Origin of the sequence: Qiania dongpingensis (assembly GCF_014337195.1) — a bacterium.
GTDB classification, from domain to species: Bacteria; Bacillota; Clostridia; order Lachnospirales; family Lachnospiraceae; genus Lientehia; species Lientehia dongpingensis.
This window is the reverse complement of sequence record NZ_CP060634.1, coordinates 1481476-1504819: the sequence shown is the minus strand read 5'-3', so window position 1 is coordinate 1504819 and position 23344 is coordinate 1481476. Positions and strand designations below refer to the sequence as shown.

The window sequence follows — 23344 nt, the reverse complement described above, 5'->3', positions numbered from 1 at the left end:
GGAGTGACATAGGAGTTGTTTTGCTTTTAGGAAGGAATTGACAAAAGTGAAAAAAAAGATTTTTTGGTATCTGGGTACGGTTTTTCTATTGTTGATGGTAATGGCAGGAGCAGCATCTGCAGAAGGGGAGACAGAAGCGTTTCAATTGGGGAATTCTTCTGAAAATATTCTCAACGGAGGCACGATTGCCAGTGATGAAAATGGTCGTGTGTTTTTCTTTGATGAGGATACGAAAAGTCTTTGTTATTATGAAGAAAATCAAAAGGTTGTATTGAATAATGATTATGGAACGTCTTTGAATATATGGGATGGATATATTTATTATATTGTTGATGAAAAAGAAGGTTCTGTTATTAAAAAGGCTGATCTGGAAACTGGGGTATCGGAGAAGGTATTGCAGACTTCGGATAAAGCCAAGCAGTTATATGTGGTGAATGGAAACCAATTTTACTATTTGACAGGAGATGGAGTTGTATGCTATACGCTGCAGGATAAAGAATCTGTCATTTGCGAAGCGGATAAAAATATTACTTCTTTTATTCCTACGGCTGAGGGGATTGTGTACAGCAAGGGAAGCATGCTGGAAAAGGCGCTGTATGTCAAGGGAAGCCGTTTCCTGGAAAATGTATCAACGTATTATATAATTGATGGGTATCTTATTATGGATTCATCTGGGAAGACCTTTGAGTCAGATGTAAATTCACTTTTTTCAGGAAATCCGGCGGATGCCGTCAGTGTATATGATCAGTCATCCTTCTCTATGCCGTGGCTGTTACATGGTCTGAACGATACATGTTCTTATTGTGAATCGGTTCATACGGAAGTTGAGCTGGCTGGGGCATCTGTTGTTGAGTCAGATGCTGTCTCCGTGTTGTCAAGTGTAAGTGCAAAGCAGCAGAACATTGTGAAAAGAGCGAGACAGCAGGCAGAAATAGAGTGGACAGCGTTAGGCGATGTTTCTGGCTGGGATAAAAACTTTACTTTCAGCAAGGGATCTACATATAAAGGAATTCCGTATGGACAGCCAGTGAGCCCGAAGGTTTATGTGCCTTGGGACGTCTCACTGGATGAGTTTGCAGAATATACAAAAGATGCAAACAGTCTTATGTATACTTCATTTGGCTCCTATGGTGGTTCTACGTTTCCCTACTATTCCAGTGACTGCAGCTCCTTTGTTTCCTGGGCTTGGGATCTTGCAGGACGAAGGACTACCAATTCACTGGGACTGGTTGCAGATTATGTGCCGACACAGAGTGTATATTCTGTTCAAGTTGGCGACGCATTTGTCTGTGCGGGAAATCATGCCGTTTTGGTAACGGATGTGGGCTATGATTCCTCGGGGACAAATATAGTGTATGTGGATATCACGGAGCAGACACCTCCGTATCCAAGGACGACAAGGTATGGGGAAGGCGGAGCGGCCGGAAACACACTGAGTTATCTTTATACGAAATATCTGCAGGACAATTACATATTATATCGTTTGAAGGATAAATATTCTGTTTCATATACTCACAATTGTAATGTGCCGCTGGACGGAGAGACGTGTGAGAAATGTGAAGATAAAAAATATAAGCCAGGGACTCCCCAGATACTTTCTCTGAGTCAGACATCGGGCGGGGCGATAACGATAAATTGGTCTCAGGCTGACAGATCAGACGCATATGGAATCATGCGTTCTGAGTCTCCGGACGGTGAATATTCGCTGATTATGACAGTTGCCGGAAACATTTTTAGTTATAATGATATAGGTGTGACTCACGGAAAAGTTTATTATTACAAAGTTTATGGAGCCAAATGGACAGACCAGGGCTGGATCAACGGCGATCTCTCTGCCAGTGCTTCTAAAAAGGTAGTATTGGATGTTCCCTCTGCTCCTTCTGGGCTGACTGTGAAGGAGGCTGAAAATGGGCTGCTTCTCAACTGGTCGGCAACGCAGCATGCAGATGCTTATGGAATCCTTAAGTCCAATTTATCGAACGGGACATATACATGGATTGCTTCTACGGGGGCCCCGACATATCTGGATACGGATGTGATGAAGGGAAACATATACTATTACAAGGTATATGGTTCGAATTATTATGAGGATTTGGGATGGATAGACGGTAGTTATTCTAATTCTGTGAAAGGTGTTGTTACATTGAATGCGCCTGGCAATATTAGGGCGGTTTCGGGTGCGGGTATCCACTCCATTAAACTTACTTGGGACACGGTAGATGGGACGACCCTTTATGGAATTATGCGTTCGGATACCATTGACGGAACATATGAGTGGATCGGAGCGACATGGGAAAATCAGTATTTAGATGAAAATCTAAGCAGCGATCACAGTTATTATTATAAGATTTATAGTGCGCTGCTGATTGACGGAGTATGGTACAACGGAATAGAATCTGAACCGAAAGAGGCGAGAGTTTTATCAGGACCGGACGGTATATCTATCGCGAGCCAGAACGGAAATGCTTTGCAGATTAACTGGAATCCGGTTGCTGGAGCAGCTATGTATGCCATTTATCGGGGACAGGGGCAAACTGAGAATCTGGACCGAATAAGTATTGTTTCGGGTTCTTCCTATGTTGATACGGGTCTTTCTGTCGGAGCTACTTATTATTATGTGATTCAGTCCCTTAGCCTTGACAATGGGCAGATGGGGATAGGCGCGAATTCCGCGACAGTTGGGGCCAGGGTTATCCCGGGCACACCAGTAATAACAGAAGTCGGCCCGGGTGCCGGAGTCCATGGAATCAAAGTCAGCTGGACCTCTGTGAGTGGGGCAGATTGTTATGGGATTTGGCGTTCAGAAGAAAAAGATGGTACATATGAGTGGATAAACGCCGTATATTGTGGTGTGACAAACTATACAGATACGGACCGGGATCCGAATAAAACATATTATTACAAGGTCTATGCCTCGAAAGCAAGCGGGGCAGAATGGATCAACGGACAGGACTCTGCGCCTGTTGGGGGAAATGTTTGCCCTGCACCATCTTATGTAGAGGTCATAAGCGAAGACGCCACATCTATTCGAGTATCATGGTCGGAAGTACCAGGTGCTTTTGGGTATGTGGTTTACCGGTCAGAGTCGGAAGGTGGTGCCGGAGAAAAGCTGGGGATAACAAATTCTTCTTTTTATAATGATAGAAACTTATCCATTGGAAAAACATACTATTATACGATTCAAACGCTGGTGCTAATTGATGGTGACTTGGGAATTGGAAATCATACAGAGCAAGTAAATACTATTACGACTCTTCAGACGCCGAGTATTAATTCTATTTCATCTCCCTCGTTGGCGCAGGGGGTGACTTTGTCATGGAATGCTGTTCCGGGGGCGGATGCCTATGGTATCCTTCGGGCGGATAAAAGTACAGGGGAATATGTCTGGCTTAATGTAGTGTGGAGTACAACCTATACGGATATGCAGATTGAGCCGTCAGCAGGATATTATTATAAGGTATATGCAACAAAATGGAAAAATGATACCTGGTATGACGGCAGCGCATCAGAACCGGCATATGTAGAGACGGTGTCATCTAATATGGCCCATGGTCTGGACGTTTCCAGGTATTCCCTTAATGTGGATTGGCCGAAAGTGAAAAATGCCGGTTATGAATTTGCGATGATAAGAATAGGCTATCGGAGAAATGCTGATGGAGCGTTGATTGAAGACCCGTATGCGAGGCAGAATCTGCAGGGAGCGCTGAATGCCGGAATGGATGTTGGCGTATACTTTTTTTCCACAGCGATTTCAGAAGAAGAGGCAGTGGAAGAAGCACGGTGGGTCCAGAACTACATCTCCGGATATAACATCACTTATCCAGTAGTCTATGATTGTGAAGGATATGATAAAGATACCAGCAGGATGTACGGGTTAAGCGCGACTCAGAGGACAAACCATGCTGTCCGTTTTCTGGATTATATTGCTTCCTCCGGCTATACGCCGATGATGTACGGAAGTAAATATCATCTTGTCAATAGCTGGGAAATCGAAAGATTGGATAGTAATTATCAGGTATGGGTTGCACAATGGCCTGTGCCTACGCCTGCGTACCCAAGCGTAGGTGAGAGCACTTACGAAAGAAATTACAAAATGTGGCAGTACGCGGGAGAAGTATCGGGGGTACCTGGAGTTGAGGGATTGGTGGATTTGAATGTGATGTTTAAAAACAAATAAGGAGGAGCGTATGAAAAAGCTTAAAAAATGTTTACGCAGAAGTATTTCCCTTCTAGTATTGAGTTTCTTATGCATGGGTAATGTAATGCAGATTATGGCTGCAGAGGAAACATCTGCGGCTGTACCTACAGAAGCGGCTCAGACATTAGAGGCTGATGAAGAATCAACGGTAGTTTCTGAGAGCACACCGGAAGAGCCGACAGAATCAGTTGTTGCTGATTTGAATGAACAGAAAGATGAGGTAGTAAATAGTACGTTTCTTCCGGCGCCGTCTAAGATTGATGTAAAGAATGTCTCTGATTATGCGCTGGAGCTGACGTGGCCTTTTGTAGCGGGAGCTTCCGGATATATCGTATATCGATCAGAAGACAATGGAGCAACTTGGGATAGGCTGACAAGTGACTGGAAGAATATTTACCAGGATATGTCGCTTACCTTTGGCGTTGAGTATTTATATAAGGTTCAGACGATTCTTCTGGAAAATAATGTATGGGTGTTTGGTGATACTACAGGACCTGTGTCTGGCAGGATGAAATTGGAGACGCCACAGAACGTGCAGGTTTTTCCTGGTGCTGGAAATCATTCTGTTAAATTGACGTGGAATCAGGCTGGTAGTGCGGCAATTTATGGAGTCATGCGTTCAGATTCTCCAGATGGTCCCTATACACTGCAGGATGTTGTATTCTGTGACTTTAAATATACGGACTCTGATTTGGAAATAGGAAAAGAATATTATTATAAGATATATGCGTCAACTTTTCTCGATGGGATTTGGTACAATGGAGAAATGTCCGCCGCAGTATCCGGCAGAGTGAGGAATGCACCGGCACAAGTAAAGGCGGAGTGTTCTTCGCTGACTTCCATCTCGCTGGGCTGGGAAGCGATTCCGGGAGCGGCAGGATATCTGATCTTTCGTTCGGATAAGGCAGGGGGACCCTGGCAGACAGTCACGTCCACCTGGATGAATGTGTGTACGGATACAGGCTTAGAGCCTTATAAAGAATACTATTATTATGTGCAGACCCTGGATTTTGTAGATGGATTTTGGGGATATGGAGCAGATAGTCAGATCGTGTCAGCAAAGACCGGCTTGGCAGTTCCCGGAAATGTGACGGTTGCAGCGGACGGAGCAAATTATTATGGGATGCGTATAAGGTGGGACGTGACACAGGGAGCTACTTTTTATGGCATCATGAGAGCCGTGAGCGGAACTGGAAATTTTGAATGGATAGGCATGACATATGCCTTAGACTATTTGGATATGTCGGTTACTCCCGGGGAGTCGTATGATTACAAAGTATATGCGACTAATTTTATAGATGGCCAATGGTTTAACGGAGAAATGTCATCTCCTGTTTCGGGAAGAGCGAGATCCGAGTCGGACGGGCCGGTCATCAGCAATGTTACCGTGGTGGATGTATCCGGGCGGGGATATACCGTGGTGTGTAATGTTGCTTCCAGCAGTCCTATAACACAAGTTATATTCCCTTCCTGGACAGATAAAAACGGACAGGATGATATCGTCTGGTCCGCTGGATATGTGAGCGGAAATACGGCCATCTTTCAGGTTTGGACAAAAGACCATAATTATGAGATCGGCAAGTATCTGACATGTATATATGCATATGACAGTACAGGAAAAATGACGGGAGTTTCGTGCGAAGTAAACGTTCCGGTATTTAGCAAAGGCAGCGGAACAGGCTGGTATGATACGGATGGAGAAAACGGAGAGAGATATTATCTGCTGAATGGCACTGCAGTTACAGGATGGCAATATGTCGGAGGATTGAAATATTATTTTTATTCAAATGGCGCTTTGTGCCAGGATGTTGATAATTTGATCGGAGTCCAGAGCAATTATGTAATTAAAGTAAACAAACAGATGAACTGTGTTACCATATATGCTTCCGACGGAGCCCATGGTTATGTAATACCTGTGAAATCTATGTTATGTTCCACCGGCGATGATACTCCTCTGGGAACCTTCTATACTCCACAAAAATACCGGTGGAAAGCAATGTTTAATGGGACCTGGGCGCAGTTTGCCACACGTCTGACGGCCGGGGAGGGATTTTTATTCCACTCTATTACTTATGAAACGACTAATAACAGAACATTATTGACAGATGGATACAATGGCCTTGGCGTTACAAGGTCAGCAGGATGTATCAGGCTTTTATGTAAAAACGCTTATTGGATTTATAGCCGCTGCTCTTTGGGAACTAAGGTTATTGTATATAACAGTAGTACCTCCGGCCCGTTTTACCGGCCCGTATTAGTTCCCATCCCTTCTACACAGAGATATGATCCTACCGACCCGTTTTTATGATGCGACAGATCAATTCAGAGGACACCCAGGATATGGGTGTCCTCATTTTATTTAATAATTGTTTTATTTATAAAGAATTGGAATATTGATTGTAAAAAAAGTTGCTTATGCTAGAATATTTATAGAATGGTTTGGCCTAAAAAACGCGTGGAGGAGGATTCGTTATGGTTAGAAAAAGTAAAGTAATTGTGTCGTGTTTTATTGCCTGCTTTGTTTTTTTAATGTTGCCATGTTCTGTAATGGCACAGCCGGAGGAAGGAGACCAGCAGTTTGAGTGGAAGCTTGAGATTGAAGTTCCTGCTGCGGATGAGGCGGATGGAGGAATTACCCCGACGGCAATGGACCAGGCTTATTTTGATTATGATGCAGACCGGCCTGTATATTATGATATGCTGCCGGCTCAATTTGATTTAAGAAAGACAGGAGCATCTACGGTCATTAAGAATCAGAGTATCTGGGGCAGCTGTTGGGCATTTGGAGCATTGTCATCACTCGAGAGCAGTGCATTGAACGAGCATGGAACATCAGGGACAGCGGAGGCAGCTAAACCGGATTATTCGGAACATCAGCTGGCGTGGTTTTCCTATGAGCCACAGTCGGAGTATACGCAAGATTCAGGTCAGGCCGGAGAAGGTTCTCAATATACCGGAATGTACCGAATGGACGCGGGCGGTAATATGCTTATGGCGATTGCCGAGCTGGCTGCGTGGCATGGGTCTGCCTCGGAGGAAAATATCCCGTATTCGAACAGTGCGGGACAGGTGACAAGAAGCGGAGACTGGAGCTTGGAGCAGGGCGCACGCAGCTGGTCCGATGTTCATCTTCAAAATGCGGACGAATTGCCCAGCCCTGTTAATGAAACCTCCAGTTTGAATGGCTATGTCTATAATCAGGCTGCTGTAAACGCGATAAAACAGGCGGTCATGAATCACGGCGCAGTAGCGATAGCCTATTATGCCGATCAGTCTTCGTCTGGGGGAGGGCAGGATGGAACCTATTTTAATTATTCTAATTGGGCCCAGTATGTGGATGAGTACATTAATCCCAACCATGGTGTCTCAATTGTTGGATGGGATGATACGTATGCAGTCGAAAATTTTAACGAAGGAAAACAGCCTCCTGGACCAGGCGCTTGGTTGGTGAAGAATAGTTGGGGAACTAATTGGGGAATTGATAACACTGGATACTTTTATTTATCTTATTATGACCGCACGGTAAAACAAGTGACCAGTTTCCAGGCAGATGTTCCGGACGCGAATGGCGGCTATAAGTATGATAATATTTACCAATATGATTATCTGGGATTGTCCAGCAATTCTTATATGAAGCCGATGAACCAAGCGGTATCGTTGGCCAATGTTTTTACTGCGCAGGCAGGAGAACAGCTGGAAGCAGTTTCTGCTGTTACATTGACACCGGATTCTACAGTGTCTATAAAAGTATATAAGCTTGATGAGAATGCGGATGGACCGTTTGGAACAAAAATAGCATGTGAAAAAACAATGTATATTCCGTATGCCGGTTATCATACAGTCGAATTAGATCAGCCTGTATTATTGCATAAGGGGGAACGGTTTTCTATTATCGAAACAATCCAGTGTGATGATGGAACCTTTTATCTTCCACTGGAGGTTGCTTCTAACAGCAGATCGGTATATCAGACGGCTGTCTGCAATAATCAGGAAAGCTATCTGATTGCAGAGGGTTCCTATACAGATGTGGCGGAAATGAGGCCGTCTTATTCAAATAAGCTTGGAAATGCAATGATTAAGGCTTTTACTACAAATTTGTCAGAAGATGCGGCTCCGGTGCTTCAGAGCTTTTCCTATGAAGCGTACGACAAGGCGGATTCTAAGCTAGGTGGAACTTTAAAGCTGGAGGTGGTTTCAGAAGAAGGTGTACCCAATATTGCACTGCCTCAGTATACCTCTTATATCAGAATTACTAATATTGAGCTGTCCGGAGGTGCTCAAGAGTCCCAAGTTTTAATTCAAATAAATGGAAAAACATATAGGATAGGTGAAAATATAAGCAGAGAATTTTTAACTGCAGACAGCAATGGAAATATGCCGATGAGAATTATCACAAATTCATTGCCTTTGGGAGTTAATATAAAGACATATGCCTTTAGTTTTGCAGTGCCAGACACCAGAATCGTAAGCGCAGACGGCAATGTGTCAGTGATAGATAAGCATAGCTTCTTGACTTCTAGGGTGAGGATGGAATGTAATCAGATAACAAATAGCAGCGATATAAAAGCGATGGATGAACTCATGAGGCAATATGGGGCGGACAGAGAATTTGTCATTTATGATGTGAGTTTATCTGAATATAGTGAAGCTGGAGAGACGTTCAGTATTGAGGTGAAAATTCCGGACGAATTTGCAAAGAATGAAGAAACAAAATTGTTTATGGTTTCAAATGGGGCGCTGGTTGAGATAGCTAAATGTATTGGTGATTCAGATATGCTAAGCGCAGAAGTGAGTCAATTTGGAAGATTTGTGGTTTCTGCTGTGAATAGAGAAAAGCTGAAATCTGCCGGTATTTATTTGGCCCAGTATGGTGGGAGCACTGTGGTGGCCGGCCTAGTGGCCGATGCGGAGGCACCTCAGGGTCTGTGGTACAGATGGCAGGTGTATTCCTATGAGACGCAGAGCTGGTATCTGCTTTCTGACTGGAATGCCAGCGAGTGGGTAAACTGGAAGCCCGGAAAAACGGGAGCATATCTTTTATATGGGGAAATAAAGGACAGAAAAGGAAATATTGTTTACGATTGCATCGGATATAATCACAAGGAAGCTTACATTACTGGTATCTGTCAGATGCCGAATCCGTACGGGCCGGGTTTCATGCTGGGAGTCAGCAGCAATGTGAATCCCAATAATGAATTATATTACGAACTTTCGATTCTGGACTGTACCTTATATGCCCAAGGGAAGCCCGCATGGATCTGGACTACGGGGAGAACACAGATAAAGGGGGACACCTTCTGGGCTGTATGGCAGCCGAAATATGGATATTACTGGACATATTTCCGTGTGTATGATAAATATGGAAATATGCTGGATGATAAGTGCTTTGGATTTTCCAATATTTAAAATCTTTTGTTTGATTTAAAAAGAAATAATAAGTCTTATATTTTACAAAGTAAAAAAATAATTACGATGTATACAAAGAAGGATGAAAATTTAAGAGGGAAATTATGAATTGCGGGACAAAATATTGACAAATTAATTGAAAAATGTTATAAAAAATATATGTAAATTTATTTTATAGTTAGGAGGGGGTAAGATGAAAAAAGTAACGAGCGTTGTTTTAGCAATGATTATGGTAGTATTTTGCGGGATTGAGGCATTCGCAATGCCTGAGCAGGAGGGAACGCCGGCGCTAGAAACGGAAGAAAGTACGGCTCCTCAGTTAGGAGAGGCATTGCCATCGGATGACGAACAAGAGGAATTCGTCTCTGCAGTGCCTGAGCAAGTAGAGGAAATACCGGATGCACTGAAGCAGAAAATAGACTCAGCTGAGACCTTGGAATACGGAAATGATTTGTATGCAGAACAGGGGAACCAGGATTATTTGACGGCATTGCCTGAGACGGGTGAAAATGATTTTTCAACTTTAAACACTATTCTATATGAAATAGAACCCAATGATACAAGGGAAACGGCACAACGAATAGAAGACAGCGTGGGAGTATTAGGAGTGGCGAATAACAGCAGAGAACACTTTGATGACGACTGGTATGCCATAGAACTTGATGTCGGAGGATATTTTGCGACAGCATTGACATTAACTCCATGTGCCAGAAAAATGTATGTGACGGAATCAGGATCGTATTTTTATAATGACTGGCATCTTGCTCTTTATACATCTGATGGGGATTACAAGGGAGGTTTAAATGCAGTTAGCAGTGCCAGTTCAGTTCGCTCCAATGTTATATATTTAAGTGCGGGGACCTACTATGTAAACGTATTTAATTTGGGTCTCGACCGAATGGACTATGGGTTTATAAATACCTTTAACGGAGTGGGCCTGGCATCGGCTGGCATTTATCTGGCTCAGTATGGCGGGGACACGGTAGTGGCTGGTCTGGTAGCGAATAAGCATGCTCCGAAAAATCTGACTTATAGATGGCAGGTATATTCGTACGAAACCCAGAGCTGGTATCTGCTCTCTGACTGGAATACTAGTGAATGGGTAAACTGGCAGCCGGGAAAAACAGGAGCGTACCTTTTATACGGAGAGATAAAAGACTTGAATGGCAATACGGTTCAGGCGTGCATTGGCTATAATCATAAGGAGGCATCTATAACGGGAATTTGTCAGATGCCGAATCCATACGGGCCGGGCTTCATGCTGGGAGTCAGCAGTAATGTGAACCCTAATAATGAATTATATTATGAGCTTTCGATTTTGGATTGTACCCTGTATGCTCAGGGAAAGCCTGCATGGATTTGGACTACGGGAAAGAACAGGATAGACGGTAATACTTTTTGGGCCGTATGGCAGCCAAAATACGGTTATTATTGGACATACTTTAGGGTGTACAGTAAAGATGGAAGATTACTGGATGACAAATGCTTTGGATTTTCTAATATCTGAGAGATGGTTTGCGCAGAATAGGTAAGAATACTAAAAGGGTCCTCTGACTCATATGGGCAGAGGACTCTTAAAATTATTATTCTATACTTTTGGCGTTACGGAAGGATGCCAGATTTTGAATGGTTTTCATAATACGGGCATGCAGATGATAAAGAGTCCAGGAGGCAATTATTGTCAAACAGCAGCAGACAAGGAATAAGATGTAACTGTCGAAGGTGCTGATTTCAGCCATGGGAAAACGATTTGCCATTTCATCAATGATAATATGGTGTGTCAAAAAAATTGCATATGAATATTTACTGATACTCTTGCAGATGGATTGAAGTATGGCTGTATCAGCCAGATAAGAAATCAAAACCAGGATTAAGAAAACACTTATGCCAATATAGGTGGTTTGAAAACTGACAGGAAGTTCAGGTTTGAATATGGTATTTAAGATAAGTATCAAAATACCAGCGGCTGCCATCCATATCCTGGATCTTTTAATGTATAGAACAAAAAGCATACCGAATACAAACTCTGGAAAACGTACAAATAATATTTTAGAAGAAGGAAACATTGGAACAATATTATAAAATGTAAAAGGAATATATAATAGTACAATGCCTATGCAAAAAGTTTTAGGATAGGTGGTCAGTAATTTACGCAATAGCGGAAAGATTAGATATAGAAGAATAATACAGCCTAAGAACCATTCACCTAGAATATAGAAGTTTGGAAAGACTCCTGACAGATAACCGTCCATTCCAAAAATAGTGAGTAATATATTTATTTTAGGAACATCTGGATTCACAATATGCTTCAGCTGACAAAAGAGGTATAAAAAAGCAACGAAATACGCAATCCAAAACATAGGATATATGGAAAGAAAACGTTTGGTATAGAATTCTTTAATGCTGCATTTCTTTTGATATACATACATTAAGGCGGCGCCTGAAATAATAAAAAATAGAGAGACTCCTAAATCTCCAATATAAAGATTAAAAGGATATAACCCTAGAATGGCTTTTTCCGGCATTGCCGGCAGCATATACCATTCTGTAAAGCGGGCATTATAATGTGTTAATAATATTATGATGACTGCTATAGCACGTATAAAGTCCAAATAGAATAGTCTTTCTTTTTTCATGATGACCTCTTTCCAAATGAATTCCTGAAAAATTTGTTTAAAAACCGAATTGGTTTCGTTATCTTCCAGCTGGCTGAACTATACAGTTTTGAAAGTTGAGCTTTTAAATGTTCAGACTCTGTTACTGTTTGGTTTAAAGTGTCTTGTAAAATATTTACATGGGCAAACAAAGCGGCGATTTCTTCCCTAGCCCTACTCTCTTTCTGCTTGAAAGAGTCAATTTGTGAAGAAATAATTTTGTCTTGTTTTTCTATATGAACTTGCTGAATTAATAGTTCATCCCGCTGAGAGTTAATAATATTTTCTAATTCTGAGATACGATCTTTACTATAAAATAATACGGTTTTATTTAATTCATAATAATCCTTTGGTGTGAAGTTATATCCTGTTTTTAATGCCTGAAAGGTGGCTGGTACTTGAAGAAGTTCTGCCAGTTTATAAAGTCCCCATATCGGATATGCTTCGGTGCCATGAACACATTTTTGAAGCAAAAATGCTTTTTCGCATTCCAATTCTTCTTTAGAAGATGCAGATTTATTTATGAAACAGCATTGAAAGGCCCTGGTAAATAACTCTTGTGGCATGTTATCAAAAAAATGGGCTCGAATCATCATATACTCATTAAAAAATCGGGTATCTTGTGCAGGACTTTCGCCAGAGGCATTACGGTCAGGGTTTTTGAAGCGTCTCATTTGTATTAGCGGTTCTTCTATTACGGCAAATGAATGATTCATAGTTAAGCGGATCCACCAGTCAAAGTCATGGGCCTGTACATAGGCTAGTGTATGACAGCCAGTTTCTTTGGCGGCATTTATTTCGACTAATGCGGAAGGCTTACTAAGGCGATTGCCTTCAAAGAAAAAATATCGCAGCCATTCTTCGCGGCTGGATGTCGTGCTTGCATACAAATCATGCAAAGCTTTTTCCGATGAATTAATACATTGCCCCTGTTCATCGATTAAGTCGACCCAGGTAAAACAGGCTTTGTAATGAGGATTTTTTTGCAGAAAAGTAAGCTGTTTTTCTAATTTATCGACAGACCATATGTCATCGCTGTCCATATATGCTAAATAGTCTCCCGCCAGTTTTTGCAGTCCATAATTGGTAGCATAGCTGATGTGATGATTTTCCTTAAGTTTATAAAAATGTATCCGGGAGTCATGATATTTATCTATAACAGAGACAGAATTGTCAGAGGAGCCATCATCAATTATAACAAATTCCAAATTGCGATAAGTTTGATTTAAAACACTTTCTATACAATATGGAAGATATTGTTCCCGATTATAATTGGTAAGCAATACAGAAATCAAAGGTTGTTCTGGCAATATTACTGCCCCCTTTCATTATTTTTATTATTATTGGACACGGCAGGCTAATTATACCATGCAGGCAATGATAAGTAAATATTTTGAGCTGGAACTTGGTTTCGGCAGGATTTGTTCTGAGCATCGGTTGTGCTGGGCTGGAAGCAATGGTATAATAAAATATGATTTGTTTTAATGTATGGAATGTTGGTGTGGCCAGAAGGGACAGAAATGATGAGAAAGAAGTACATGAAGTGCTTTTTATTCTTTTTTTTACTTTCTTTTATAAGATGGGGCGGAATGGCCGCCGCGGCTTCTGAAGAAGAAAAAAGTGCAGCACAAGAGGCGGCGTATTATTCAGGAGACATATATCTGCCGCCTTATACAGATGGAGGAGATATCGTAGCCGGTATGGTGGCAGAGCCGAAAACAGAAGGAATGAAATATCAGTGGCTTTACTTTGACTTTGATATCAACACCTGGAATGTAATACAAGACTGGAACAGCAGCGAGCTTGTACGCTGGATACCGCCAAAAACAGGAAATTATATGCTGCATTGCTATGCAATGGCACCGTCGGGAGAATTGATAGAAGCAAATACTTTGCTATATTATTCAAACGAGCAATTGCATGCCGCAGGTATATATATGCCTCCCTACGGCGAGGGAGAGGATATAATCGCCGGTATGGTGATTGAACCGGAGCTAAAAGGGATTCAGTTTCAATGGCTGTTTTACGATTTTCAGACCGGGAGCTGGAATATGATACAGGATTGGAAAGAGATGAATTGTCTGCGCTGGACGCCTCCCCATAGCGGAGATTACATGCTGCATTGCTATGCGAAAGGGCCCTCTGAAGATATAGTTTCGAGTACTACATTGTTAAATTATCGCTATCCTGGATTTTCTTCTGCCAATTTGCAAGTTTTGTCAGTGACTGCATCTTCTGTAAAAGCAGAAATGGAGGCTGAGCCTCTTTTTGATGGAGTCCAATATCAATGGCTATATTATGATTTTGCTGAAGAGGGATGGCATTCTCTGACGGATTGGGGAAGCTTTAAAAATATAGAATGGATACCAGAATATACGGGAGATTATTTATTATTTTGTTATGCAAGATCAGCAACAGGGGATATAATATCAGATGCAAAGCTGCTGCATGCGGATACAGATATGATTAGTAAGATGGAAGCCGCAAAGTATACGGATCAAATAATTACAGTGGTTGGAAACGGAACAACGTCTGGTGCGGATCTGCACTTTTTTGAGAAATCAGAAACAGGATGGACAGAGATTATCAAAACAGAAGCTCAATTGGGAGAAAACGGTTTTTCTGTTCACACATTAGAGGGGGATAAGACTACGCCGCTTGGTTGTTATGATCTTGGAATTGCTTTTGGTAATAAAGAAAATCCTGGAACGGCACTGGAATGGATAGATATAAACCCATATATGTATTGGATAGATGATCTGAACAGTGTTTATTACAATCTGCTGATTGATTCTCGGAGGGTCCCGGATGGCTGGTTGTCAGGTGAACATCTGTTTGATTATGTTCCATCGTATAACTACGCTGTAAATATAGACGTGAATCCCGAATGCAGAAAAGATTCTACATCAGCAATATTCCTGCATTGTAAAGGGAGCAGTAACACAACGCTTGGATGCGTTGCTATAAATGAAGATAAGATGAGGTATTTGCTTCAATTATTAAATCCAGGGGCCAAAATTGTGATGGTCAAATCTGAAAGAGAACTTATGAACTATTGAACAGATAACAAAGATAGGAAATAAATGGGAAAATTTATTGAGGGACTGAGCTGATTATGAAATATTATATTGACAATATTAAGGTACAGGGTTCTACAATGGTGGTTTTAGGATGGGCCGCCAGCTCCAGGCCGGATGTTGCGGTTAAAATCAGAGTTATAGATCAGAAGGGGGCACCTGTATCAATAAACAGAACAGACACGAGCCGCTATGACGTAAACCAGGATGTTTTTCATGGGGAAAGTAAGCTTAAGCTGGGTTTTTGTATTCTGATAGATTACCTGCCGGATAATACGTACTATATGATTTTTGAGGCGGATGAAAAGAAAAAAAAGGAAAAATTAGTACCAGGAGACAAACAAAAGGATAAGAGAGACAGAATTTTAAAAATACAGGAAATCTTTAGGGCCGATACAGTCGAGCGAGGATTCTCCTTTTTGAAGCAATACGGGCTTAAAGCGTTTATGAAGAAGCTGAACAGAAAAATCAAGGGTAATAAAATTGATTATAATGGATGGAGAAAACTTGTACTGCCCCCTGCCGATCAATTGGAAGTGCAGAGGCAGAAAAAATTTGATTTAATGCCGTGTTTTAGCATAATAGTGCCACTTTACCGGACGCCTCAGAAATTTTTGTGTGATATGATTGAATCTGTGATGTCACAGACTTATCAAAACTGGGAGTTATGTATGGCGGACGGGAGCGGAGACAGAGGGGAAACTGACTTTGATAGTTACGGCATCACGGAAGTTCTCAAAAACTATCAGAAAGAGGATGCGAGGATCCGGTTTCTCACTTTACAGGAAAACGAGGGGATAGCAGGAAATACGAATGCAGCCCTGTCTATCGCCACAGGAGATTATATTGTCCTTTTGGATCATGACGATTTGCTGACAGAAGACGCTTTGTTTGAATGTGCCCGGAGAATCAACCAAGAAGCGGCAGCAGGAAAAAATGCAGACGTGTTATATTCTGATGAGGATAAGCTCACTTATAAGAATAAAAAGGAGTTTTATATTGATCCACATTTTAAGCCGGATTTTAATCCTGACTTGCTCAGGAGTATGAATTATATCTCTCATTTGTTTGTAGCAAAACGAGATTTGATAGAGGGAGTAGGAGGATTCCGGCAGGAATTTGACGGGGCTCAAGATTATGATTTTATTTTTCGCTGTGTGGAGCAGGCTTCAAATGTTTGCCATATTCCCCGCGTACTTTATCATTGGAGAATCAGCGCCCAGTCTACTGCGGAAGACCCCCAAAAAAAGATGTATGCCTTTGAGGCCGGAGCCAGGGCTATCAAAGCGCATTGCCTGAGAGTGGGGATAGGTGAGGTAAAGGTAAAGCAAAATGAAGTTTTAGGGGCTTACCGTGTAGTTTATCCGGTAAAAGGAAGGCCAAAGGTATCTGTAATAATACCAAACAAAGATCATTCAGATGATCTGCGGGTCTGCGTTCAATCGGTTTTGGAAAAAGCTTCCTATAAAAATGTAGAAGTGATCGTAGCGGAGAACAACAGTACAGAGGAAAAAACATTTCAGTGTTACCGGGAGTTTGAAACACGTTATGATAATATAAAGATAGTGATCTGGAAGAGTGATAAGGGTTTTAATTTTTCCGCAATTAATAATTATGCAGCCTCCTTTGCCGAAGGAGAATATCTTCTGTTTCTTAATAACGATACGGAATTTATTAATGAAGACTGCATAGAAGAAATGCTCGGATTCTGCCAGCGGGATGATGTAGGAATTGTCGGCGCAAAGCTGTTTTATGCAGATGATACGATTCAGCATGCGGGAGTAGTTGTTGGATATGGAGGCATTGCCGGTCATACCTTCATAGGATTTCATAAGAGCGAGAAAACCTATTTCCTGCGCGCTTTTTGTGCACAAGATTATAGTGCGGTCACGGCGGCTTGCATGATGACAAAAAGAAGTATATTTGAAGAGGTGGGGGGCTTTTACGAAGGCCTTGCCGTTGCCTTTAATGATATTGATTATTGTATGAAGGTAAGAAGCCTGGACAAGCTGGTGGTTTTCAATCCCTTTGCACAACTATATCACTATGAGTCGAAATCCAGAGGTATAGAAGATACGCCGGAAAAGGTTATTCGTTTCGAACATGAGGTTGAGACGTTCAGAGAGAGATGGGCTGAAATATTGGAGAAAGGAGATCCTTATTATAATCCTAACCTGACTCTTTTGAATTCAGACTTCTCATTGAGGAATTTTGAAAAAGAGCCTGATGAAGGAATTACGAGAAAAGTTCAGAATGGTTGCTAAATTAAAAGAAGTATATTTTAGCTTATCTGGTGAAGTATCGGGGAATTCATTTGTTGATATAAGCATTAAACTATGCTAGAATGGTGAAGAATTTATAGATAATTAAAAGTTAACGCTGATTACATTGGTATAACCATGTATGTGAGTTAGTTAAGGAGACAAAAGAGTATGATAAGCTTTAATGTACCGCCTTGTGTGGGAAAAGAAAATCAGTATGTTGGGGAAGCAATTCAGAATCACAAAATCTGCGGGGATGGAGAATTCACTAAACGTTGTAATCAATGGCTGGAAAAGAAGACGGGGACGGCAAAGGCACTTCTTACTACTTCTTGTACCCATGCGACAGAGCTGGCTGCTCTTTTGGCAGATATAAAACCTGGTGATGAAGTGATAATGCCATCTTATACTTTTGTATCAACGGCCAATGCTTTTGTACTCCGTGGAGCAATTCCGGTGTTTGTGGATATCAGACCGGATACGATGAATATAGATGAAACACTAATTGAAGATGCGATTACGGAAAAAACACGTGCGATAGCACCGGTGCATTACGCAGGTGTCGGGTGTGAGATGGACGTGATTTGTGACATCGCCAAAAGATATAATTTGATAATCATAGAAGATGCTGCACAGGGAATAATGGCCACATATAAAGGAAAGGCCCTGGGAACATTTGGGGATTATGGATGCTATAGCTTTCATGAGACGAAGAATTATAGTATGGGTGAGGGCGGTGCTCTTTTAATTAATAAACCGGATGCAGTTGAGAGAGCTGAAATATTACGGGAGAAAGGAACTAACAGGAGCCAGTTTTTTCGGGGACAGATAGATAAATATACATGGATGGATTACGGGTCCTCCTATTTGCCGAGTGATATTAATGCGGCTTATTTATGGGCTCAACTGGAAATGGCGGATGAGGTGAATGAATCCCGTTTAAAGATTTGGAGACGGTATCATAAAGAATTTGATGTTCTGGAAAAATCGGGTTATATTCAAAGGCCGACTGTTCCAGAAGGGTGCATACATAATGGTCATATGTATTATATTAAAGCGAAAAATTTAGCTGATAGAACAAATCTGATTCTGAGTTTAAAAGAACAGGATGTCAATGCGGTTTTTCATTATATTCCTTTACATAGTGCACCTGCGGGGAAGGCTTATGGGAGATTTCACGGACAGGACAAGTTTACAACGAGAGAAAGCGAACGCCTGTTAAGACTGCCGATGTATTATGGATTGGCAGAGGAAGATCAAACAAAGGTAATTGAAGCAGTTTTTAAATATTATTACGGTAAATGCTAATAGCTCGGGAGGAACTGATGAAGAAGATTATGTCATTGGGCGGTAATTATTATCAGATGACGGCGGTAAAAGCGGCAAAGAGATTGGGATATCATGTTATTGATGTTGACTATTTACCAGACAATCCGGCCCATAAATATGCGGATGAATATTATAATATCAGCACCCTGGATAAAAAGGCTGTGCTTGAATTGGCGAGAAAACTTCAAATAGATGGTATTATGTCATATGGTTCAGATGTATCTGCTCCTACGGCGGCATATGTAGCGGAAATATTAGGCCTTCCGACGAATCCGCTGACTTCGGTTGAAATCCTTACTCGAAAAGACCGATTTAGGGATTTTTTGAAAGAAAACGATTTTAGAGTGCCGAAGTCAATGGATATTATAGATGTTAAAGAAGCAAAAGACTTTTTATGTGAGCTTGGCAGACCGATTATGATTAAACCGGTGGATGCTTCAGGAAGTAAAGGCGTCAGTAAAGTTATTTCAATAGGTGAAGTTGAGGATGCCTTTAGAGAGGCGAAGTCTTATTCAAAATGTGGAAATATTATAGCAGAGGAGTTTGTACAGAGAAGCAATTATCAGATTGCGGGAGATGCGTTTCTAGTTGATGGTGAAATTAGAATTTTTGGTCTTGCCAATGAGCATTTTGACAGATTATGTAATCCATTAGTACCAATTGGTGAAAGTTTTCCTGCTAAGATTTCGACAAAGAAGACAGAGATTGCAAGATCAGAGATACAAAGAGTAATGTCTTTGTTGAATATGAAACAAGGCGCTATAAATCTTGATTTTATGTTTGATGAAAATGGGGAATTATTTATATTAGAGTTGGGTCCACGTAATGGTGGGAATTTAATTACAGATGCCATTAAAGAAGCATGTGGTGTGGACTTGGGTGAATATACGGTTAAAGCTGCTGTTGGAGAGAATATCAGTGATTTGATGGAGAAACCATATCATAATTTTATTACATCATATGTAATTCATAGCCAGAAATCTGGAAATTTTACAGGTTTAAAGTATAGCAACGGAATACAATCCAAAATTATCAGAAATGATTTATTTATTTCACCAGGTGATCATGTGGAGCGTTTTAATAATGGAGGATTTGGAATTGGTGCAATGCTGATAAAGTTTGACTCACAAGAGGAAATGATGCAGACTATGGATCATATGGAAGACTTTATAACAGTTTGTGTAGAATGATCATGTTTGGAGATGGTAATGGAAAAAGTTAATATCATTTTGTCTACCTATAATGGAGGCAAGTATTTGTCCGAACAGCTGGACAGCTTATTTGGCCAGACGTATCACAATATAGATATTTATATCAGGGATGACGGATCTGTTGATAATACAAAGGAAATTATAAAAACGTATGAAAAGAAAGAAGTTCAGGGTATTAAGATTTACTATTTGGAAGACGAAGAAGGAAATTTGGGCTATGTAAAGAGTTTTCTAAAGATTATTCGCGCTTCTGGTAAGGCGGATTTCTATGCTTTTTGTGATCAAGATGATATATGGTGTCCGGATAAAATAGAAAGAGCAGTCTGCTGTTTGAGCAGATACGACAATCAGAAATGTTTGTTGTATTCCTCTGCATATGATGTTTGCGACAGCAGGATGAATGTTATAAAAAGCGGACATATACCAAGTATGTTTGAAAAATTGAATGTTGGAAAGGCCCTATCATTGTATGATGGAGGATGCCTGTTAGGATTTACTTGTGTTTTTAATTATACTTTAAAAAAGATTGCTTTTGATAATGATGCTGATGACATGTACAGTCATGATATATGGGTTCAGGCAGTGGCAGTTGGTATGGGCGGGAAATTTTACTATGATGAAAAAGTAACAGCTCATTTTAGAAGACATGATAATACGACCTCAATTGCGGAATCAGAAGTTGACAGTTCTTTTGTCAATGCCTGGAAATATCGTTGGAATGAGATGTTTGGAAATGGACAGGTGTTCAACAGGATACGCGGGAGTATAGATTCATATTTTAGGTTGTTTTATGAAAGCGTTTCCGGCAAGGAGGATAAAGAGTTTCTTTTAAAATTTGGTCAGAATAAGAAAGGAGCAGCTTCTGTATTTGGCAAGCTGTTTTATAGATATAGATTAAAGCAAAGTTTATTAACAGAAATAGCCTGGCGGATTGCTATTTTGTTCGGGAAAATATAGTCAGGAGCTTTAAACAAATGAGACAAGATATCAAGAAACTGAATGAAGAAAGCTTGAAAAATAATCTGGCGTTAAAATCCGGGATTGTATATTTAATAGCCGAACTGATAACAAGAGGCATTTCTTTTTTTGTAACTCCGATTTTTACTCGTTTATTGCCGACTTCTGTTTACGCCGATGTGAAAATATTTGAGTCGTGGGCATATCTGTTTGCTCCAATCATATCACTCAGCTTATATCAGAGCGTGGCGAGAGCAAAGTTTGATTTTAAGAATAATTATTCTTCTTATATATCATCAATTATCGGCTTGATGTCTTTGATATCATTAGCCGTTGGCGCGTTGCTCTTTCCGTTTAGAAGTCCTATATCGAATTTATTAGGGTTCTCTAAATGGATGATGTTGCTGATGCTGTTATATTGCTTGGCGTATAATAGTATTCAATGTTTTCAAATGGGAGAACGGCAGTTAATGCATTATAAAAGCAATATTGCGTTGACTGTGCTGGCTGTAGTACCAGGCGTTATAATTTCTGTGATCTGCGTAATTAAATACAGGGCTGTAGTGTCACCAGAAGAATTGACGAGTATTAGATTATTAAGTTTTTATGGCCCTACTACAGTTATTGGATTTGGGGTAATGATAATTTCCTTTTTGAAAGGAAAGCTTTTTTATAGCAGAAAAATGTGGAAGTATGGAGTTTTGTATTCCGTTCCGATGATGATTTTTTCTGTTTCAACTCAAATTTTATATCAATCGGATAAAATCATGGTCAAGTGGCTGTGTGGTGCAGAGGTAACCGCCATAATAGCTTTAGCCACTACGGTTGGATATATATTGGACATATTGATTCATGCTGTAGATAATGCATGGAGGCCATGGCTTTTTGAAAAATTGTATTCCGAAGATTATACTCAAATTAAAAAAGTATGGTTGGTCTTGGTTGGATTATTGAGTGTGCTGACATGGATTATGGTAATATTAGCTCCAGAGTTAGTGCTTTTTTTAGGAGGTAGAAAGTACGAAACAGCTATTTGGCTTATGTGTCCGATTATATGCGGCGTTCTTGCCAATTTTGTAATGATTGGTTATACGGCGGTCGAGCAGTTTTATAAGAAGACACGTTATTCTGGATATGCTAGCGCTTTAATAGCTGTGTTGAATTTATTGCTGAATTATATATTTATAAAACGGTTTGGATACATGGCCGCAGCCTACACGACAGCAGCATCTTATTTATTAGCAGCTTTGTTGCATTGTTATTTTGCCAAGCGTTTTGATAAGACGGATGTTTTATCCTATAAAAAAACTTTTTTTATATGGGGGATTACATTTATTGTTTGTCTGGTTTCTATGACTTTGTATAGTGTTTCATTTTGGATAAGGTGGATAATAAGTTTAGGAATTTTATTTCTCTTAATGTGTTTTTTCAGACAACAGTTAAAGCATTTGATAAAGTCGATATTTCAAAAATGATTCAAGATAAAATCTGGAGGTGTGAAGGGTGACTTGCAAAGACAAAAACTATTTGATTATTGGGGGATCTTCGGGTATTGGCTATGCAGTTGCAGAAGCCATAACTCAAAGCGGTGGGAATGTGATTATTGTCTCAAAAAACATGGATAAACTCACATCTGCAGTAAAAAAATTAAAGAATGGAAATAATTTGTGCTATTCGTATGACCTTAATGACATAGAAAACATAAAGGATATTTTTGAATTTTGCAGCTCCAAACATATTATGTTAGATGGTATGATATACTGTGCCGGTATTTCTCCTTTATGTCTAATAAAAGAAAATTCCGCGGAATTGATGCGAAAAGTATTTAATATAAATTATTTTTCTTTTGTAGAGGCAGTTAAATACTTTCAAATTGAAGCATATTCAAAAGAAAAGAGTAAAATAGTCGCCATCTCATCTATTACTTCAAAGGGGGCTGGATATAGGCAAGTCTTATATGGCTCTTCAAAAGCGGCAATCAGTTCGTCAATTAAATTGATGGCTAAAGAGCTGCTTAATCGGGGAATCTGCATAAATGCCGTTTCTCCTGGAGTAGTGGAAACAGATATGCTGACTGAACTGAGAAGGGAATCAATGAATTTGGATGATAAGATCAAACAAAACCAGCCATTGGGAATTATCCCGGCTGCTAAAGTGGCAAAAATCATATTATTTCTTTTATCGGATACTGCCGATTATATAACGGGTACAGAATTACTGTATGATGCAGGCGCTAAACTCAAATAAGGAG

The 23344-nt window shown here is 40.5% G+C and carries 13 protein-coding genes; 11 read left to right on the top strand and 2 right to left on the bottom strand.

Annotation, left to right across the window (positions count from 1 at the left end):
• Positions 1–46 precede the first annotated feature (46 nt).
• The 4 genes from H9Q78_RS07095 to H9Q78_RS07080 all read left to right on the top strand — a co-directional run bounded on the left by H9Q78_RS07095 (position 47) and on the right by H9Q78_RS07080 (position 11111).
• Entirely contained in the window at positions 47–4177 is a 4131-nt protein-coding gene (locus H9Q78_RS07095) for a GH25 family lysozyme (RefSeq protein ID WP_249304626.1), read from the top strand.
• Positions 4178–4187: 10 nt separating this feature from the next.
• Positions 4188–6506, top strand: a complete 2319-nt coding sequence (locus H9Q78_RS07090; protein WP_249304624.1) for a GBS Bsp-like repeat-containing protein — start codon at positions 4188–4190, stop codon at positions 6504–6506.
• Between the two features lie 164 nt (positions 6507–6670).
• Positions 6671–9604: a lectin like domain-containing protein gene (locus H9Q78_RS07085; protein ID WP_249304622.1), complete on the top strand. Its 2934-nt coding sequence runs from the start codon at positions 6671–6673 to the stop codon at positions 9602–9604.
• A gap of 193 nt (positions 9605–9797) precedes the next feature.
• Complete coding sequence (locus H9Q78_RS07080) at positions 9798–11111, top strand: hypothetical protein (protein WP_249304619.1); 1314 nt, start codon at positions 9798–9800, stop codon at positions 11109–11111.
• A gap of 76 nt (positions 11112–11187) precedes the next feature.
• Here H9Q78_RS07080 and H9Q78_RS07075 read toward each other — a convergent pair whose 3' ends face one another.
• On the bottom strand, positions 11188–12240 hold the full coding sequence (locus tag H9Q78_RS07075) for an acyltransferase family protein (RefSeq protein WP_249304617.1): 1053 nt from the start codon (positions 12238–12240) through the stop codon (positions 11188–11190).
• Entirely contained in the window at positions 12237–13568 is a 1332-nt protein-coding gene (locus H9Q78_RS07070; RefSeq protein ID WP_249304616.1) for a glycosyltransferase family 2 protein, read from the bottom strand. Before H9Q78_RS07070 ends, H9Q78_RS07075 begins: the two co-directional genes overlap by 4 nt.
• A gap of 210 nt (positions 13569–13778) precedes the next feature.
• Between H9Q78_RS07070 and H9Q78_RS07065 the strand changes: the two genes are divergently transcribed.
• The 7 genes from H9Q78_RS07065 (at position 13779) to H9Q78_RS07035 (ending at position 23340) form a co-directional block, all read left to right on the top strand.
• Positions 13779–15317, top strand: a complete 1539-nt coding sequence (locus tag H9Q78_RS07065; protein WP_249304614.1) for a L,D-transpeptidase family protein — start codon at positions 13779–13781, stop codon at positions 15315–15317.
• A gap of 56 nt (positions 15318–15373) precedes the next feature.
• Entirely contained in the window at positions 15374–17599 is a 2226-nt protein-coding gene (locus H9Q78_RS07060) for a glycosyltransferase family 2 protein (protein ID WP_330595285.1), read from the top strand.
• A gap of 168 nt (positions 17600–17767) precedes the next feature.
• The gene (rffA, locus tag H9Q78_RS07055; RefSeq protein WP_249304613.1) at positions 17768–18904 is read left to right on the top strand and encodes a dTDP-4-amino-4,6-dideoxygalactose transaminase; all 1137 of its coding nucleotides are present in this window, start codon (positions 17768–17770) and stop codon (positions 18902–18904) included.
• 17 nt (positions 18905–18921) lie between these two features.
• Positions 18922–20115: an ATP-grasp domain-containing protein gene (locus tag H9Q78_RS07050; protein WP_249304611.1), complete on the top strand. Its 1194-nt coding sequence runs from the start codon at positions 18922–18924 to the stop codon at positions 20113–20115.
• An 18-nt stretch (positions 20116–20133) separates the two neighbouring features.
• On the top strand, positions 20134–21093 hold the full coding sequence (locus tag H9Q78_RS07045; RefSeq protein WP_249304610.1) for a glycosyltransferase: 960 nt from the start codon (positions 20134–20136) through the stop codon (positions 21091–21093).
• A gap of 17 nt (positions 21094–21110) precedes the next feature.
• The gene (locus tag H9Q78_RS07040; RefSeq protein ID WP_249304607.1) at positions 21111–22568 is read left to right on the top strand and encodes a lipopolysaccharide biosynthesis protein; all 1458 of its coding nucleotides are present in this window, start codon (positions 21111–21113) and stop codon (positions 22566–22568) included.
• Positions 22569–22596: 28 nt separating this feature from the next.
• Positions 22597–23340, top strand: a complete 744-nt coding sequence (locus H9Q78_RS07035; RefSeq protein ID WP_249304605.1) for an SDR family NAD(P)-dependent oxidoreductase — start codon at positions 22597–22599, stop codon at positions 23338–23340.
• Positions 23341–23344 lie beyond the last annotated feature (4 nt).